The sequence below is a fragment of the Microbulbifer variabilis ATCC 700307 genome, assembly GCF_000380565.1.
Lineage (GTDB): Bacteria > Pseudomonadota > Gammaproteobacteria > Pseudomonadales > Cellvibrionaceae > Microbulbifer > Microbulbifer variabilis.
In genome coordinates, this window is record NZ_AQYJ01000023.1 from 157,511 (window position 1) to 174,909 (window position 17,399).

13 protein-coding genes are annotated in these 17,399 nt (G+C 48.2%); 1 reads left to right on the forward strand and 12 read right to left on the reverse strand.

The features are described from left to right. The first annotated feature begins 176 nt into the window (after window positions 1–176). Window positions 177–2,657, forward strand: coding sequence for a TonB-dependent receptor plug domain-containing protein (locus G367_RS0105915; RefSeq protein WP_020412191.1), 2,481 nt, complete (start codon window positions 177–179; stop codon window positions 2,655–2,657). Window positions 2,658–2,769: 112 nt separating this feature from the next. On the opposite strand, the gene G367_RS0105920 is transcribed toward G367_RS0105915, so the two are convergent. From G367_RS0105920 to nuoC, 12 genes are all read right to left on the reverse strand, one after another. Further along, window positions 2,770–3,228 carry a hypothetical protein gene (locus G367_RS0105920; RefSeq protein ID WP_020412192.1) on the reverse strand — a complete coding sequence of 153 codons (459 nt, stop codon included), beginning with the start codon at window positions 3,226–3,228 and terminating at the stop codon, window positions 2,770–2,772. Window positions 3,229–3,312: 84 nt separating this feature from the next. Further along, window positions 3,313–4,854 (reverse strand): NADH-quinone oxidoreductase subunit N, encoded by a 1,542-nt coding sequence (locus tag G367_RS0105925; protein ID WP_020412193.1) that lies wholly within the window; start codon window positions 4,852–4,854, stop codon window positions 3,313–3,315. Beyond that, a complete protein-coding gene (gene nuoM / locus G367_RS0105930) occupies window positions 4,851–6,428 on the reverse strand; it encodes an NADH-quinone oxidoreductase subunit M (RefSeq protein ID WP_020412194.1) in 1,578 nt (525 codons plus the stop codon). The genes G367_RS0105925 and nuoM overlap by 4 nt, the downstream gene beginning before the upstream one ends. Then, window positions 6,425–8,263, reverse strand: coding sequence for an NADH-quinone oxidoreductase subunit L (gene nuoL / locus G367_RS0105935; protein ID WP_020412195.1), 1,839 nt, complete (start codon window positions 8,261–8,263; stop codon window positions 6,425–6,427). The genes nuoM and nuoL overlap by 4 nt, the downstream gene beginning before the upstream one ends. Before the next feature lies 1 nt (window position 8,264). Further along, window positions 8,265–8,582 (reverse strand): NADH-quinone oxidoreductase subunit NuoK, encoded by a 318-nt coding sequence (nuoK, locus tag G367_RS0105940; RefSeq protein WP_020412196.1) that lies wholly within the window; start codon window positions 8,580–8,582, stop codon window positions 8,265–8,267. Next, entirely contained in the window at window positions 8,572–9,096 is a 525-nt protein-coding gene (gene nuoJ / locus G367_RS0105945; protein ID WP_020412197.1) for an NADH-quinone oxidoreductase subunit J, read from the reverse strand. Before nuoJ ends, nuoK begins: the two co-directional genes overlap by 11 nt. An 85-nt stretch (window positions 9,097–9,181) precedes the next feature. Further along, on the reverse strand, window positions 9,182–9,700 hold the full coding sequence (gene nuoI / locus G367_RS0105950; protein WP_020412198.1) for an NADH-quinone oxidoreductase subunit NuoI: 519 nt from the start codon (window positions 9,698–9,700) through the stop codon (window positions 9,182–9,184). A gap of 40 nt (window positions 9,701–9,740) precedes the next feature. Then, window positions 9,741–10,697 (reverse strand): NADH-quinone oxidoreductase subunit NuoH, encoded by a 957-nt coding sequence (nuoH, locus tag G367_RS0105955; protein ID WP_020412199.1) that lies wholly within the window; start codon window positions 10,695–10,697, stop codon window positions 9,741–9,743. Between the two features lie 7 nt (window positions 10,698–10,704). Then, the gene (gene nuoG / locus G367_RS23225; RefSeq protein WP_020412200.1) at window positions 10,705–13,542 is read right to left on the reverse strand and encodes an NADH-quinone oxidoreductase subunit NuoG; all 2,838 of its coding nucleotides are present in this window, start codon (window positions 13,540–13,542) and stop codon (window positions 10,705–10,707) included. Between the two features lie 79 nt (window positions 13,543–13,621). After that, window positions 13,622–14,896: an NADH-quinone oxidoreductase subunit NuoF gene (nuoF, locus tag G367_RS0105965; RefSeq protein ID WP_020412201.1), complete on the reverse strand. Its 1,275-nt coding sequence runs from the start codon at window positions 14,894–14,896 to the stop codon at window positions 13,622–13,624. Further along, complete coding sequence (nuoE, locus tag G367_RS0105970) at window positions 14,874–15,440, reverse strand: NADH-quinone oxidoreductase subunit NuoE (RefSeq protein ID WP_020412202.1); 567 nt, start codon at window positions 15,438–15,440, stop codon at window positions 14,874–14,876. Before nuoE ends, nuoF begins: the two co-directional genes overlap by 23 nt. Window positions 15,441–15,580: 140 nt before the next feature. Next, the gene (nuoC, locus tag G367_RS0105975; protein WP_020412203.1) at window positions 15,581–17,386 is read right to left on the reverse strand and encodes an NADH-quinone oxidoreductase subunit C/D; all 1,806 of its coding nucleotides are present in this window, start codon (window positions 17,384–17,386) and stop codon (window positions 15,581–15,583) included. Between the last annotated feature and the right edge of the window lie 13 nt (window positions 17,387–17,399).

The window sequence follows — 17,399 nt, forward strand, 5'->3', positions numbered from 1 at the left end:
ATGATAATCTTCGGTCGGTATACGAACTCCTGCAGTATGTTGTCCGTTGTAGTGGTGGCCAGCTTTAAATGTATTTTTTTCTAATAGTGATTTCTCGCTATCAATATATTTTGAGTGTCAGGTAGGTTGGGTAGTTTGGCTAGGAAGATAAAACAGATAATTAACAGGGTAATTTCATGAAAGTAAACAAGAGGCGTTGGTTGGCATCTTGTGGCGCTCCATCGCTGCTGGCGATGGCAGTAGCTGCAGTGTCCAGCCCCGTTATCGCTGAAGATGCACTTATAGAGGAAGTAATCACAATAGGTACTCGAGTTGAAGGCCGCTCGGCTACAGACTCATCTGCACCGATTGATGTTGTCACTGGCGATGAATTTGTGAATCAGGGAGATGGCGATCTCAATAACCTGTTGCGCAACGTCGTGCCTTCCTACAATGTGAATGCTAAGCCAATCTCTGATGCTGCATCGATTGTGCGCCCTGCCAACCTGCGCGGACTACCACCGGATAGCACCCTGGTTCTGGTAAACGGCAAGCGCCGTCACCGAGCTTCTGTGATTGCTTTCCTCGGCAGTGGTGTATCTGATGGCGCCCAGGGGCCTGATATTTCAGCCATTCCCGCAATTGCCCTGAAGCAGGTGGAAGTCTTACGTGACGGTGCAGCTGCACAGTACGGGTCTGATGCCATTGCCGGTGTGATTAACTTCCAGCTGAAGGATGCTGCTGAGGGTGGCTCGGTGGAAGTCAAGCATGCGACTACTGCTGAGGGTGATGGTGATCAGAGTATGGTTGCCGCCAACTTTGGCCTGCCATTGACTGATTCGGGCTTTGTGAATTTCAGTATGGAGTATCGTGAGCAGGACTCTACTAGCCGAAGCACTCAGCGGGATGATGCTGCTCAGCTGATCGCCGATGGCAATACTTTCGTTGCTGACCCTGCACAAATTTGGGGGCAACCAGAAGTTAATGATGACACCAAGTTCTTTATCAACAGTGCTATTGAACTGAGTGATAAGGCGGAGGTATATGCTTTTGGCAATTATGCCAGTCGCTCCACAGACGGTGGATTTTATTTTCGTAACCCGGAAACTCGGTCAGGTGTTTACGCGGATGATGAGGGAAATCCACTGATCGGTGATCTCGATCCAACGAATGGTACCGATAGTTGTGAGAGCGTTTCGGTATCCGAAGCCCATGATTTAGATGAATGTTTCTCTTTTACGGAAATACTTCCCGGCGGTTTTACGCCTCGTTTTGGTGGTGATTTAGAAGATTATTCTATGGTCTTCGGCCTGCGGGGTGAATTTGCCAGTGGTATTGGTTATGACGTTAGCGCCAGCAGAGGGCATAACAAAGTAGATTTCAATATCTACAATACTGTAAATGCCACCATGGGGCCGGACACCCCAACTAAGTTCAGCCCTGGCGGTTATGCACAAACTGAGACAAACTTTAATATCGATCTCACTAAAGCTACAGAGATTGCTGGCAAGACATTGTATATGGCTGGCGGTTTTGAGTGGCGAGAAGAAGAATTTGAAGTTAATTTGGGAGATGAAGCCTCCTGGTACAAAGGCCCCTTAACCGAACAGGAATTTTCGATTGGATCAAATGGATTCCCAGGTTTTGGACCGGAAGTAGTGGGTACTTTTGATCGCGACAATATCGCGCTTTACACCGATTTTGAACTGGAGGCGACAGATAGCTTACGTCTTGGCGCGGCGCTGCGCTGGGAGGACTTCTCTGATTTTGGTGACACTTCTAACTTCAAGTTGTCTGGGCACTATGAAGTTAATGAGATATTGGCGTTGCGCTCTACAATCAGTACGGGTTTCCGAGCGCCTACGCCAGCCCAATCAAATATCAGTAACGTAACTACAGCCTTTACTGAAGGGCAACTTCAAAATAAAGGCACTATCCCACCCACTAATCCCATTGCTGAATTGAAAGGCGGTAAGCAATTACAACCGGAAGAGTCCGAGAGCTTTACTCTTGGCGCTATTGTTTCAGCTGGGGACTGGGAAGTTACCCTGGATTATTTCCAGATTGCCGTAAGCGACCGTATTACGCAGTCAGCTGACCAGAAGTTGAGTGATGATGAGCGTGCTCAGCTAGTGGCAGATGGCATTAGCGGCGCTGATTCTTTGGACTTCTTCCGCTTTTATACCAATGACTTTGATACCAAGACCCGTGGCATTGACCTGGTTGCGACTTACCCTCTGGGTGAGGCCACAGACCTGAGCTTTGCTGCAAACTGGACTGATACTGAAGTAACAGATTATAGGGAAGAGACGATTAGTGATATGCGTCTCAGGCAACTGGAAGATGGACTACCAAATGTTCGTGGTAATGCCACGATTAATCATGTAGGTGATGGCTGGCGCGGTCTAGTCCGACTGAACTACTATGGCAGCTACTGGGAAGCGCATCTGGATGACTACAGCTTGCCTATTGATGCTGGTGATGAGTGGACAGTAGATATTGAGGGTGCTTATGAGTTTAGTGAGTCTCTGTCCCTGATTGCGGGGGCTGAGAATCTGTTCAACAATTATCCCGATAAAAATCCCTGGTCTGGTGTTGCTGGCGCTGAATACCCAGAAACTGCGCCTATGGGCTTCAATGGTGCACTTTATTATTTACGTGCACAGTATGATTTTTAAAGTCAGCAGTGGTGTAGTTAAGCCCGTATAAATATTAGACTCAGCCGATTAATCGGTTGAGTCTAATAATCGGATTCTTATTAAATAAAAAGTCCACTGTAAAAATTAGCACTTACATATCCCAAAGGGAGTTAGTGGCCATTGAAAGGGTGATACGCTCTTTATCCTGGATCTGTTTGAGGTCTTCGAATATTTCCTTTACCTCCATTGACTCTATAGCTCCATAAACCGCCTCGTACAAGCTGGAGAAGTAACGGTCCACCTCACGGCCCATATTGTTAATTTCTTTGATTGTTGGTGGATTACTTAACGGTAGGTGGCGAATAAAGTCCTTTGCACTCTCCTCGTGGGTGTATTGCAGCCACGTTTTCATCACTTTTTGTTGCGCGACTTCGCCATAGTTGGCAAGGTTTCTGGCCATCCGTTGCTCATGCTCGAGCATGTGTTTCAATAATAGTTGGGTTCGGTAGTCGTCTGATTTCTCAAGCAGATCCTCATAGAGGCTCGCCATGTCCAGGTGAAATTTCTCAGCGTCTTCGATAATTTCAAATGCCTGTTTGAAAGTTTTCATAATTTTGCCCTTTGGTACCTGTTGGCTTTTTATTGGGCGGAAAAAACAGGTCGTGCGCTTGTACGGCCATACCCTTAAGTATCGTTATAGTGCATTTATCCAGTTGATCAAGAGTTGGGGAAATATACCAAATACAAGTAAAGCCCCAGTCAGAATAATTAATAGTAAATTCCCGGAGGTGGCGATTTGCACGCTTCCACTGGGTTCTTCGGTAACTATATTATCTCTTTGTACCATGATTAGTAGAAGGCGCAAGTAGTAAAATAGCCCCAGTGCACTACCAATAACTACACTTGCTAGAAGTATCCACAATTGCCCCTCTATACCAGCGGTGAAAATATAAAACTTGCCAATAAAGCCAATAGTTAATGGGATACCGGCAAGGGATAAAAGCATTGCCGCCATGCAGCCGGCGAGCCAGGGGGAGCGCCATAAGAGCCCCCGATAAAAATCGCACTGATATGGATTTTCTGAATTTAGAGTGGGATTTTCAGGGTATTCACCGTTGAGAACTTTCTCTTCAACTGAATCTGCAATTAGACCTACCACAGCGAAGGCACCTAAGGTGGTAATGATGTAAGCTACAAGGTAATAGATAACAGCTTCGGTGCCAAAAGTGCTTTTGCCGATAATAAATGCGACTATCAGGTAGCCAATATGGCCTATGGAAGAGTAGGCTAATAGCCGCTTGATATTAGTTTGCATTAGGGCCAGGAGATTCCCCACCAGCATACTGGCCACAGCCGCAATAGACAGCATATCAATAAGTACCTGGCTTTCATAAAGATCCAAAGTACTAAAAAAGCGCAATAGGAAGCCGATAACGGCACCTTTACCCACAGTGGCGATAAGCGCTGTAGTTGGTGTCGGAGCACCCTGGTAAACGTCTGGAGTCCAAATATGAAAAGGCACCAAGGATAATTTAAAGGCTACTGAAATTAGTAGGAGAGTAACTCCGGTTGCAAACAAAGTGGAGGTTTGTGAAAGCTCCGTCATGTGGGATGCTATTCCACTAAAGCTTAAGGAGCCGCTGGCACTGTAGATCAGGGCGATACCAAATAGCCCCAAAGCTGTGGATAAAGCGGATAGGAGCAAGTACTTAATTGCTGACTCTAGAGATTGCAGCTGCTCTTTTTGTGGGGAGAGGTCACCATTTACGGCAAATCCAAGCATAGGATATAAAGCCAGGCTGATCAGCTCGAGTCCGAGGAAGAAAGTAGCAAAATGGCTTGCGAAAACCAGGGTGGTGGCCCCTAGCATCGCCAGTAACAGGAGGATATAAAACTCCTCCGGATAACTGCCGGAATTTACTTTTGGGTTGCATCTCATGCGTAAGTAACTGTATCCCATGATACATACAGCAATTGCTGTCAGGAGTAACAAAAGGGCGAAGAATAGTGAGGTGTGGTCTACCAGTAACAGTCCAGTTACTTGGATAGAGCTGGCCCCAGTGGACAAGGTGCCAGCTACCCAGAAGCATGAAATGCCGGCGAGCACCAAAGTGATAATAGTGGTCGCTAGTGCTCCGACATGCCCTCGCCAGAATGATACCTGCAGCAAGAGAATGACAATTCCTGCACTTACTAACAATAGAGGTAGTATTCCAAAAAGTTCCTGTGCATTCATGGAGACTTATCCCCTGTTGAAATTAGGATTTCCTGGCGCTGCGATTGGGAGGACAGGAGGTTTTGATCTGGAGCCACTGCTTTAATCTCGGCTATTGCCTGGGTAACAGTGGGTTCAGAAATATTAAAAATTGGCTGTGGGCGCAGCCCTATCACAACTAAAAGTAGTGCGAGAGACAGCAGGGCACAGGATTCCCGAAGGCTGAGGTCAGCTGTATCTCCACTCTCTGAAGGTGATTCAAACTGATTTCTCAGTTTCCCGAAGAAAACCCTCTGCATCATCAACAATGCGTAAAGTGCAGCCCCAATCAGGCCGATAGCGGCGAGTGCGGTGATCCAATGGTTACTACGGAAACTGCCCACCAGTACAGTAAATTCAGCAACGAAGTTCCCCAGCCCCGGAAGTCCGAGAGAAGCGATTGCGAAGAATAGTGCTACTGCTGACAATTTCGGCAGGATGGCCCAGACTCCGCCCAGCTGTTGCATATCCCGTGTATGCAGTCGATGCTGCAATGCACCAACAAGTGCAAAAAGAGCTGCGGTGCTCAAGCCATGTGCAATCATCTGCATCACGGCACCTTGCACCGCGATGGTATCCAGTGCATAGAGACCGAGCAGTACAAATCCCATATGGCTGACACTCGAGTAAGCAACCAGCCTCTTCATATCTCTTTGTGCGAATGCCAACATGGCGCCGTAGATAACACTGATTGCTCCAATAGTCATAGCTACCGGGGCGAATGCCATAGAACTCTCGGGAAACAATGGTAAGTTGAAGCGCAACAAGCCATAAGCCCCGGTTTTTAAGAGAATAGCTGCCAGTAGGATACTACCAGCGGTTGGAGCTTGGGTATGGGCATCTGGCAACCAGGTATGAAATGGTAATGCCGGTAATTTCACAATAAAGGCGATAAAGAACCCGAGCATCAGCCAGTAGGCGGCATTGGCTGTAAGTTCTGCGCCGAGCAACTCGTTGTAGTTGAAGGTAAGCTGGCCGGAGTTCCTATAGTGGATATAAGCCAATCCAACTATAGCGATAAGCATCAACAAGCTACTAGCTTGGGTAAAAATAAAAAACTTAATGGCGGCATAGATTCGCTTTTCATAACCCCATACAGCAATTAAAAAAAGCATGGGAATCAGCATGACTTCCCAAAAGAAAAAGAATAAAAAAAGATCAATAGCCGTAAAAACTCCTACAACTCCAGCAAGTGTCCAAAGAAAATTAAAATAAAAAAATCCACGACGAAAATTAATATCGTTCCAGGTCATGACCAGTCCAAAGATACCCATCGCTATCGTCAGGGTAAGCATCAGGAAACTCAGGCCATCAACTGCGAGATGAAAACTAATACCAAACCTGGGAATCCAGGCTGCTTGTAAGCTGTCCCACCATGGTCCACCTGACACTGATTGTGGAGTACCCAGATAAGACCAATAATTAACAAGAAGTAGCGCTGCCAATAAGAGGCTGACCAAGCTAATCCAGCGCCCACCCTTTTGAAGATAGCGCTCAGAGAGCCAGGCAATGATACCTCCCGCAAATAGAATAATTATGATTGCCAGTAATGTCATAGGGCCACCAAGAGAGCGAGGAACAGAATGGAACCAGCTGCGAAAGTTGCCAGATACCAGCGTATCTGGCCATTTTGGGAAGAGCTGAGCAGGCTATTCAGTTGTTGGCTGAACGCGGCGGTGCCTTTATATATGCTATCGATTATGTCCTTGTGATTTAGACGTGCCAGGTTTCTAAATGGCTTGGCCAAAAGGTTTTCGTAAAGCCAGTCAAAACCCCAGCCGCTAAACCAGAATTGCATAATCGGAGAGCGTTTTTCGCCAGTCTTTTGCTGCTGCCGAGAGAGTCCCCAAGCTATCACAAGCCCGATGAGTGGCATAGCAATGGCAACCCCCTCTACCCAGGCAGCTGGATGCTCCCATGTTTGTGTTCCAAATACTGACTGAAGTGGTGGCGCCAACATCCCACCAAAAAGCGCGAGCGTGGCGAGTATTGCCAAGGGCACACGCATTACTGTGTTATTGGCATCTTTGCAGTGGGATGAGGATGAACCTTCACTCCCTGCGAATACAAGGAAGAGAACCCGGAAACTATAAATTCCAGTGACCAGGGCACCTAAAATGCCGGCTAACCACAGACTGTTAAAACCGTCATGGAACTCCCATGCACGTAAAAGAATCTGGTCTTTACTATAAAACCCAGAAGTAAATGGCAGTGCCGCCAGGCAAGCGCATCCAATGGCGAAACAAATAAATGTAAATGGAATTCTTCGGTAGAGCCCACCCATGGTAAAAATATTCTGCTCATGATGCAGGCTTAGAATCACAGAGCCTGCAGAGAGAAATAGTAGTGCCTTGAAGAAGGCGTGGGTCATCAGGTGAAAGATGGCTCCAGACCAGGCACCTACGCCGAGTGCAAGGAACATATATCCAATCTGGCTGATTGTGGAATAGGCGAGTACACGCTTAATATCGCTTTGTGCAATAGCACTGAAGCCGGCCAGTAGCAGAGTTAGCGCGCCCACCACGGCAACAGCCGTCATTGCAGTCTCTGAGAGCATGTAGAGCGGATGCATACGGGCAATAAGGTAGACTCCAGCCGTCACCATTGTGGCCGCATGTATTAAGGCACTGACTGGTGTTGGGCCAGCCATGGCATCAGGTAGCCAAGTCTGCAGTGGTAGCTGGGCTGATTTACCAACTGCACCACCCAATAGCAACAGCGTGGCAACTGTGATTATTTGTGAATTTGCCCCGGAGCTATCTGCAGCGGAAATGAGTTGCGGGATATTGAGAGTGGAAAACTCAAAGAAAAGCAGAAACAGTCCAATGGCCATGGCGGTATCGCCAATGCGAGTGACGATAAATGCCTTTTGCGCAGCTGCGCCGTTGGCTGGATTTTTGTACCAGAATCCAATTAACAGATAGCTGCATAGACCGACTCCCTCCCAGCCCAAATAGAGTAAAACCAGATTGTCAGCCATTACCAGAATCAGCATGGCGCATACAAAGAGGTTCAGGTAGGCAAAGTAGCGGCGAAAATCTGGATCTTCACGCATATACCCTGCTGAGTAGAGGTGTATCAAAAATCCGACACCAGTAATAATCATCAGCATAACCAGCGTAAGCCAGTCTACATGAAAATTGAAACCCAGCTCCAAGTTATCTACCAGCATCCACTGCCAAAGGGCGATATTCACGACTTCCCCAGGGTTCTGCCAAAAGACAGTCGTCGCGACAATAGCAGTGAGTAGTGCGGAGATTCCGACACTGCCAACCCCGATAGCAGTGACAAATTTTTCTGAGGGTTCTTTTGAATAAAATAATGGGATAGCCACCAACAACAGGAAGCCAATAAGCGGTAGAAGTGGCACCCAGGCCAAAAGTCCCTGCATATTAACCTCTTAGTTCATTTAATTGGTCTATATCAACTGTGTGTTTGCGGTGGTAAAACTGGAGAACCAGCGCAAGAGCAATCGCTACCTCGGCCGCAGCAAGAGTAACCACAAAAACAAACATTACCTGGCCATCGGCATTTCCCCAGTGAGCACCGGCAACAACGAACATCAAAGCTGCGGCATTAGTGCATATTTCGACACACATCAACATAAAAATGATATTACGCCGCATCATTAATCCAGCAAGGCCCAGGCAGAAAAGGATCGATGCTAAAAGCACACCGGCCTCTAGCCCCGGTGCAGTTTCAAATGGCATTGTTTGAATCTCCCTGGTCAATTTTCCTGCGTCGTGCTAAATGAAAAGCACCGACCAAACCAGCGAGTAACAACATTGACGCCAGCTCTACCGCTAATACATAGTGGCTGAAAAGGGCAATTCCCACCTGTTTAGGGCCGATATAGTGAAAGGTCTGTGTAGATGATATCTGGCCACTACTGACCAATAGAATCAATTGAACCAGCAGGAGAGCAGATAGTATGGCAGGACCAACCCAGGTGGTGGGTTGGAGCCAGGCTTGTTCCTGCACAACCGTAGAGTCCCCTTGGTTGAGCATCATAATTACAAAAATAATCAGTACCATTATGGCGCCGGCATAAATGATTACTTCCAGCGCAGCTGCAAGAGGCGCACCGAACTGGTAAAAAATTACCGCCACGGCTAAAAGGGAAGTAACCAGGTAGAGCAGGGCATGCACGGCATTTTTATGAAAAATTACCATGATGGTAGAAATGATAGCGATCGCTGCAGTAAGGTAGAAAACAAAATTCATTCAAGCTCTCCCTCTCAAATTATTTTTATGTTTTCATTTGTAAGGCCACTTTCTCTGCAAGAAGGCCAGCTATATGACTGTTTCCTTACAGATTTAGACTCTTAATATTGATCGGTGCAGCTTCATTTTCAGCTTCACCTTTATCTTTCCCAGTGATGGCCTTGCCGGCCACCTGATAAAAACTGTAATCGTGATACTTTCCCGGGCCGTTGATCAGAAGGTCTTCCTTCTCATAAACCATATTTTGTCGATCGTATTCGCACATCTCAAAGTCAGGGGTCAGCTGTATGGCATAGGTGGGACAAGCATCTTCACAGAGGCCACACATAATGCAGCGTGAGAAATTGATACGAAAATACTCCGGCCTCCAGCGTCCATCTGGGTCTTCGGTTTTCTGTAAAGATATGCAATCAGGGGGGCAGGCTACGGCACAGAGATTACAAGCCACACAGCGCTCATCGCCATTGGGGTCACGAGTGAGAATGATACGGCCTCGATATCGTGGAGCCAGATACGGTTTTTGATCGGGGTATTGTACGGTGACATTACGCCGAAACAGGTGTTTGAAAACCAGCCACATACTGCGGAGTTGACTCGCGATCATGTATTTTCTCCAGCCAGTATTTCAGCAAAGAAGCTTTGGGCTAGGCAGTCCATAACAATACCCCCGCAGTGACAAGTAAATTAATTAATGCCAATGGCAACATTACTTTCCAGCCAAACTTCATCAGCTGGTCATAACGTGGGCGTGGCAAAGAGGCTCGAAGCAAAATAAAAATTGCCACCAGGATTGCGGTCTTCAGACAAAACCAGATAATGGGTGGTAGCCATGGCCCATGCCAACCACCTAGAAAAAGAGTCGTAATTAAAGCTGAGATAAGAATTACGGCCAGGTATTCGCCTACAAAGAACATACCAAATTTCATACCGGAGTACTCGGTATGAAAGCCGGCAGTGAGCTCGTGTTCCGCTTCGGGTAGATCGAACGGGGTTCTCCGGCTCTCTGCAATACCGGCAATGAAGAACACAATAAAGCCGACAAATTGGGGCATGATAAACCAGCGTTCAGCTTGAGCGTTGACAATATCCCGCAGGTTAAAGCTGCCGGACATCATAACCACACCCATCAGGCTCAAACCCATAAAGACTTCATAGGAAACGGTCTGTGCTGCGGCACGTAACCCCCCGAGAAGGGCATATTTATTATTGGAGGCATATCCCCCAAGGATAATGCTGTACACCGCAATAGAGCTCATCGCCAGTACAAATAGTAAGCCAATATTAAGGTCCACCACGCCAATACCTGGGGACATTGGCACTACGGCGAAAGCAATCAGCATGGTGGCCATCACAACTGTTGGCGCCAGTACAAAGACCGGAATATCTGCAAAGCGGGGGATGAAGTCTTCTTTAAAGAAAAGTTTAATCATGTCGGCAAGTACCTGAAGGGTACCGAAAGGGCCTACGCGATTAGGCCCGGGTCTGTCCTGCCAAAAACCGAGTAGACGCCGTTCACCCCAGGTTAAAACTGCCGCGAGTATTACCGTGGCAATTAATACCCCGAAGATATTCAGCAGTGTTATCCAGATCGGTGTGCTCATTGCTCAATCAGTCCTCGGTTATTGCGGGGGCTTCTGCCGGCCGTAGTGACGCGTATCCAGGTAGGAGAGGAGATAAGGTTTCAAAATCTGGCAAACCATACGGTATACCCACAGTGCCAGAGGGAATTGTGGGGCTTATACGGACTTCTGCACGGTATGTCCCGCAGCTGGTCTCCAATTCAATCAATTCCCGTTGATGAATGTCGAAGGCTTTAGCATCTATATGGTTAACCATTACAAAAGGCGCCTCAATGACCTCGGAAATACCCATTGCCTGGTTACTAAGCTCTTCGGAACCAAATAGCCGATATAGCGGTAACATTTGTACATGGCTGGGATCAGCAGCCACTTCTGGAGGTGTGCTAGGTGCGGGCCATTCCGGCATAACCCGCTGAGGCCGTTCAATCCTGATGCCCGAGGGGCCGCCTCTGCGTTCACCACCAACCTCCTCTTGGAACTTGAATATCGATTGGTTGGAGTTCCACCCGGGCGACCAGATATTGGCTTGCAGCGGGGATCTGTTGGGATTGTGGATTCCCTCCATGCTGAAACTCATCGGAGCATCAGGGTCCTGAAGTGGAGGATTCTCTGAAACCTGTTTCTCCGCGTGTATTGCTGTGCGTCCACTGTAGCGGGCGCTTTGGCGCGCTACTTTTAGGCCATCAATACGGAAATCTTCATCGGGCCCGAGCGAGTCGAGAGCCTTAAGTACCGGAAATTCCCGTGCAATAGCATCGCTGAGGTCTGTGCTGTGCTGCCATTCGGCAATCGCTGACAGGTTAGCGGGTTTCTCTGTACAGAAATTTACCGCATCCATCAGCCAGCGCCAGCTTTCCTGGATAAATCCCTTGCCCTCGTAGACAGCATAGAAGCGCTGGGCCAATCCGTTATTATTGATAAATGTACCCTGGGATTCCGCAGTTACCGAAGCTGGAAAAATCCAGTCTGCGCGCTTGGAAGTAGGGTTAAGAAGAGTATCCAGCAGGATAATTTCGTCAGCTTGTGAAAGTAATTGCTCGAGGGACTTCTTATCCAGGCGTCGATAGAGGTCATTCTCAAGAATCATCAGGGATGTAGGGATTTGATTGTCAGTATTTTTTTTCAGGCGTTCGAGCAACTCGTCAAGATTCCCTTTTCCATCATTAAAAAATTGGATAAGTCCTAAACTGTTGACCTCATCGCAGGCCAAATAGAGCATGGTAGGTTGTTTTTTGTAATCACTTAACACAGTGGCAACTTGGGCTACGCTTTTGAGTGTATCAGCGTGTTTACTCGATGTTCCCGAGATGATTAATGGCTTACTGGAACCGCGAAGTATTCCCGCTGTATGAGTAATCAATTCAAGTAGTGATGGTTCAAGGTCTGGAGACAGGCTTGTGGGATCAGAAATTGCCAAGGCGAGGTTACAGGCGAATGAAGCAACTTTTTCAGGTGATTCAAATAATGTATTAGAGGTTATTTTCTCTAAATTACTCAACTCTGTTCCAGCAAAAATAATCGGACTGTAATCTCCCTCCAGTTGCCTTACAGAGGAATCTTGCCACAGTGGAATTTTCAGTGATTTTGCTTGCTGTTTCTGCCGATTGCGTGCGGCCTGGCGAACAGCTAAGGAAATACGTGGTGCGGTATTGTATATATCCTCACCGAGAATCAGTATCGCATCGGCATTCTCAATTTCCGGTGTAGAGGGGCTTTGAATTCGATCATCTTGCTGGATGGTGCTCACCAGATGCAGAAGTTCCTGATCTTTTTGACTCAGGCCTGAGTAAAAATTACCAGAACCTACCAGTTTTCGCAGTGCGTAGTTATTTTCCAAAGAAGTGCGTGGAGATCCAATTCCAATCAGGTTTCTCTTACCTTGATTGGCCATTGCTATTTGTTCCGCCAAATGGAGGACCGCCTCTTGAGGGTTTATTTCCCGATGCATACGGTCGCCTTTTTCCGCCGTAGAACTGATTACGTCCTCTTGGCGAACAGAGAGCACATTTTGGATACGAGTGGCACTGTTAATATATTCGTAGCCAAAGCGCCCCCGGTCACAAAGGAAATAGCCATTGATATCGTGGTGATAAAGGTTGGTGATCCGTCTCAATATCGGCTCATTACTGTTGCCGGATTCCCTGGCTCCCGGTGCAGTGTTACAGCCCACAGCACAATGCTCACAAACAGATGGAGCTGTCTGCAAATCCCACTTGCGCACAAAGTGTGAGCTGAAGGTTTTGTCGGTAAATACGCCAGTTGGGCAGACCTCGACTAAATTTCCGCTGAAGCCATTTTCAAGCCTTCCCTCTTCCTGGCGGCCGAAATAGACCTGGTGATTTCTTCCAAGTGCTTGTAGGTCTTCTCCACCGGCATAATCATTGTAAAACCTGACACAGCGATAACAGGTTATACAGCGATTCATTTCATGGTTAATAAAAGGGCCCAGATATTGGTTGCGATGGGTGCGCTTGGTGCCCCGGTAACGTCGCATGGTATGGCCAGACATTTCTGTCATGTCCTGGAGATGGCACTCTCCTCCCTCTTCACAGACCGGGCAATCGTGTGGGTGGTTGGTCATCAGGTCTTCGATAATACTGCCACGAAACTCCTCCGCTACCTCATCCTTGACGCTATAAATACCGCCGTCACGGATAGGTGTCATACAACTCATAATCAGGCGGCCATGCTGGTCTTCACTATCTTTATATTCCATCATGGCGCATTGCCGGCAAGCGCCCACTGAACCCATTTCCGGGTGCCAACAAAAATACGGCACATTGAGCCCCAGTGTCAGGCAGGTGCTGAGCAGGTTCTGCTCACCGTCGACTTGGTATTTTTCACCGTCAATAGTGATGGTTGGCATCGCTAGTCCATTATTGTTGTATCGATATCAATTCAATTACTGATCTGATAGTGGCCTCTGCTGATGATATAAATTGAATTTATTCATAGGGGCAGCAATGGTTTTCTATGTGGTCGATAAAATCCTGCTCGAATAGTTTCAATGCACTTTGCAGTGGTTCGGCAGCCCCTGGAGCAAGAGCGCAAAATGTCTTACCGGGGCCAATACGCTGGCACTGCTCGCGCAGCAGATCTAAGTCTTCCGGTAAACCTTCGCCGTCCTCTATTCGTTGCAGTATTTTTACAACCCAGGGCAGGCCATCCCGACAGGGGGTACACCAGCCGCAAGATTCACGGGCAAAGAACTGGGAGAGGTTCAGTACCAATCCCACAGGACAAGTCTGATTGTCCAGAACAATGATTGTGCCTGTACCCATACGGCTTCCGGCTTTACCGATGACGTCATAATCCATCGGTAGGTCCAGATGCTCAGGCCCCAGAAAGTCCGTAGAGCCACCGCCGGGCAGGAACCCCCTTAACTCCAGTCCATCCTGCATGCCACCAGCATGTTTCTCGATTATTTCCCGGATAGGAGTGCCCATTGGAAGCTCCCATGTGCCGGGGTTGTTTACTTTACCGCTGACCCCGAAAACCTTGCTGCCAGCGTCCTCTCCGCGCCCTAGGCCTCGGTACCAGTCAACTCCAAGCTCAATCAGGTGGGGGATATTGCAGAAGGTCTCCACATTATTGACCACTGTGGGTTTACCCCACAGTCCGCTCACCTGGGGGAAAGGCGGCTTTGCTCTAGGAATAGCACGGCGTCCTTCCAACGCATTTAGCAATGCGGTTTCTTCGCCACAGATGTAATTACCCGCACTGCGGTGTACGAAGATTTCCAGGCTAAATTTGCTATCAAAAATATTACTGCCAAGAAAACCTTGCTCCCTGGCTTCTGCGATCGCGTTTTCCAGGCGCTCGGCAGCTAAATGGTATTCACCGCGAATAAAGATGTAACCAATAGAAGCACCTATGGCATAGGCGGCTATTGCCATACCTTCCAAAAGCAGGTGAGGATCGCGCTCCATAAGCAGGCGGTCCTTGAAGGTGCCAGGTTCCATCTCATCTGCATTGCAGACAATAAATTTTTGTTCGGGAGATCCTTCACCCCTGGGAACGAAACTCCATTTCAGGCCCGTATTAAATCCCGCGCCTCCACGGCCGCGAAGCCCACCATCCTTTACTTGCTCAATAATTTTATCCGGGGCCATGGTGTGAGCTTTACGCCAACCCCTATAGCCGCCATTTTCCAGGTAGCGTCCAAGATCCGCGGCGACATTTTGGTCGGTGACATTTTTAGTCAGGGGATTTGTCAGCATGGTATTTTTTCTTTTTATCAATGAGATCGTCGATGGCCGATTCATCGAGATTACGGTGCATTTCTTCACCCAGCATCAGAACCGGTGCTTTGTCGCAATCCCCCAGGCAAGGCGTTTCCAATAAAGTGAAGATACCATCTGCGGAAGTTTGTCCCGGTTCTATAGCCAGGGTTTCAGTAATGTGTTTTTGCAGACGGTCACAGCCCATAACCCAGCAACTTGCGCTCTTACAAAGATAGATAACTTCCTTTCCCACAGGCTGGCGGAAAATAAGTTGAAAATAGGTAGCTACACTTTCCAGCTCAGCAACGGGGATATCCAAGTAATTGGAGATAGCCTGGATAGTATCGTCAGAAATCCAGCGGCGATGCTTTTGTACAATTCTCAGGGCCTCCAGCCCCACAGAGGATTTGTTCTCGTAGTGAGAAGCCTCCCGATCAATTTCCTCTTTTTCCTCGGCTGTGAGAGGCCCGGAAAATTTGTCTGAATCCCTGTTGCTATGCTCCATTACTTCGATTAGTTCCGGTTCTAGTAAGCTGGACATATATGCATCCTCAGGCGAAATCGCGGAGGCATATGTGATTCACCTGTGTTGCACATGAACACTGTGGCACTGGCGAATAGAAATTTCCTACGCACTGGTCTCCTCCGCTGCGATGCGACCTGAGGCCGCGTATTTATTATTTACCTATCTACATCAGCCATAACAAAATCAATACTGGCAATAATTGCGATCAAGTCGGCAATTAGCAGCCCCCTAGACATCAGTGGAATCATCTGTAGATGCGGAAATGAGGGGGTGCGAATTCTGGTGCGATATGACGTAGTGCCGCCGTCACTGATAATTTGGTAACTATTTAGCCCTTTCGTCGCTTCTATTGGGAAACATACTTCCCCGGCAGGCATGACTGGCCCCCAGCTGTTATTAACAAAATGCTGGATAAGAGTCTCGATATCCTGCATGGTGCGCCCTTTGCGAGGGGGCGTGGTCAAGGGATGATCGGATTTATAGGGCCCTGAGGGCATATTCTCCAGGCACTGGCGAATTATTCTCAGGCTCTGCCACATTTCATCCACTCGTACCCGGCAGCGATCAAAACAATCCCCGCCATCGTAAGTGGGAATATCAAATTCGAATTGATCGTAGCCGCTGTAGGGTCTTTTTTTACGCAGATCCCACTCCAGACCTGTAGCGCGCAAGCCTGGCCCGGTGACACCCCATTCCATGGCTTCTGCGGTATTGTAGACGCCGATGCCCCTGGAGCGACGTTGTAACAATTTATTCTTGATAACCATGCCATCGTAGTCGCGCAGACGTGCGGGCATATAGTCGAGAAATTCCCGCACCATCTTGTCCCAGCCTTCAGGTAAATCCTGTGCAACACCACCAATGCGGAACCAGGCCGGGTGCATGCGCCCGCCAGTGATTGCTTCTACGATGCCAAATAATTTTTCACGATCAATGAACATATAAAAGACGGGAGACATCTGTCCCACGTCCTGGGCGAATGTGCCGAAAAATACCAAATGGCTGGAGATGCGGAAAAATTCGCACATCATTACCCGAATGACCTGGGCACGTTCGGGAACCTGAATTCCAGCCAGTTGCTCAAGGGCCAATACGTAGGGCAGGTTATTCATAACCCCACCTAGGTAATCGATGCGGTCTGTGTATGGCACATAAGTGTGCCAAGCCTGGCGCTCCGCCATTTTCTCCGCACCGCGATGGTGATAACCAATATCCGGCACGGAATCCACGATTTGTTCGCCGTCTAGTTGCAATGCTACGCGGAAAACGCCGTGGACACTGGGATGGTTTGGCCCCAGGTTGAGGAACATAAACTCTGAATCCTCATTGTGGCGAGCCATCCCCCAATCTTCCGGGCGAAACAGCAGGGCTTCCTGCTCACGACGCTCCTTCTCCTCGGATAATGAGAAGGGGTCCACCTCTGTAGCGCGAGCGTGATGATCTTTCCGTAATGGGTGACCTTTCCAGGTTGTCGGCATCATAATACGCTGCAAGTGCGGGTGGCCGTTAAAGTGGATTCCGAAAAGGTCCCATACTTCCCGTTCATACCAATTAGCGTTTTCCCAGATACTGGTAATCGATGGCGCAGACAAATGAGACTCAGGGAGTGCGATCTTAATACGAATAAACAAGTTACGGCTAAAAGAAAGCAGCTGGTAAATAAGGGTGAAATCACTGGCTGGTTGCTTTTCCGGACCCTCCCCACGATTAACCCGCAAGCGCTCATCAATAGCGCTAAGATCGTACAGCATGGCAAAGGGGCGGGAAATATCCTGTTTGAGAAAGCTTAATAGCGGTATTAGGGATTCGGTATCGACCCACAGCGTGGGCATGTCATTGCTGTCAGGTTGCAGCCAATAATTATGCCGTTGATATTCACGGTTCAGGTCTTGCAAGAAAGCCCGGGCTTCTTTGCTATAGGGAGTCTCGCTGTGGACACTTTTTGCTATGACGCCTGTCATCGGGCATTCCGTT

Excerpts from the sequence above, each read along its gene's own strand:
- nuoG (WP_020412200.1), bottom strand. The coding sequence starts at position 13,542 with ATGCCAACCATCACTATTGACGGTGAAAAATACCAAGTCGACGGTGAG.
- nuoM (WP_020412194.1), bottom strand. The coding sequence starts at position 6,428 with ATGACATTACTGGCAATCATAATTATTCTATTTGCGGGAGGTATCATT.
- nuoH (WP_020412199.1), bottom strand. The coding sequence starts at position 10,697 with ATGAGCACACCGATCTGGATAACACTGCTGAATATCTTCGGGGTATTA.
- nuoK (WP_020412196.1), bottom strand. The coding sequence starts at position 8,582 with ATGCCATTTGAAACTGCACCGGGGCTAGAGGCCGGTGTGCTTTTAGCA.
- G367_RS0105920 (WP_020412192.1), bottom strand. The coding sequence starts at position 3,228 with ATGAAAACTTTCAAACAGGCATTTGAAATTATCGAAGACGCTGAGAAA.
- G367_RS0105925 (WP_020412193.1), bottom strand. The coding sequence starts at position 4,854 with ATGAATGCACAGGAACTTTTTGGAATACTACCTCTATTGTTAGTAAGT.
- nuoI (WP_020412198.1), bottom strand. The coding sequence starts at position 9,700 with ATGATCGCGAGTCAACTCCGCAGTATGTGGCTGGTTTTCAAACACCTG.
- nuoL (WP_020412195.1), bottom strand. The coding sequence starts at position 8,263 with ATGCAGGGACTTTTGGCCTGGGTGCCACTTCTACCGCTTATTGGCTTC.
- nuoC (WP_020412203.1), bottom strand. The coding sequence starts at position 17,386 with ATGACAGGCGTCATAGCAAAAAGTGTCCACAGCGAGACTCCCTATAGC.
- nuoJ (WP_020412197.1), bottom strand. The coding sequence starts at position 9,096 with ATGAATTTTGTTTTCTACCTTACTGCAGCGATCGCTATCATTTCTACC.
- nuoE (WP_020412202.1), bottom strand. The coding sequence starts at position 15,440 with ATGTCCAGCTTACTAGAACCGGAACTAATCGAAGTAATGGAGCATAGC.
- G367_RS0105915 (WP_020412191.1), top strand. The coding sequence starts at position 177 with ATGAAAGTAAACAAGAGGCGTTGGTTGGCATCTTGTGGCGCTCCATCG.
- nuoF (WP_020412201.1), bottom strand. The coding sequence starts at position 14,896 with ATGCTGACAAATCCCCTGACTAAAAATGTCACCGACCAAAATGTCGCC.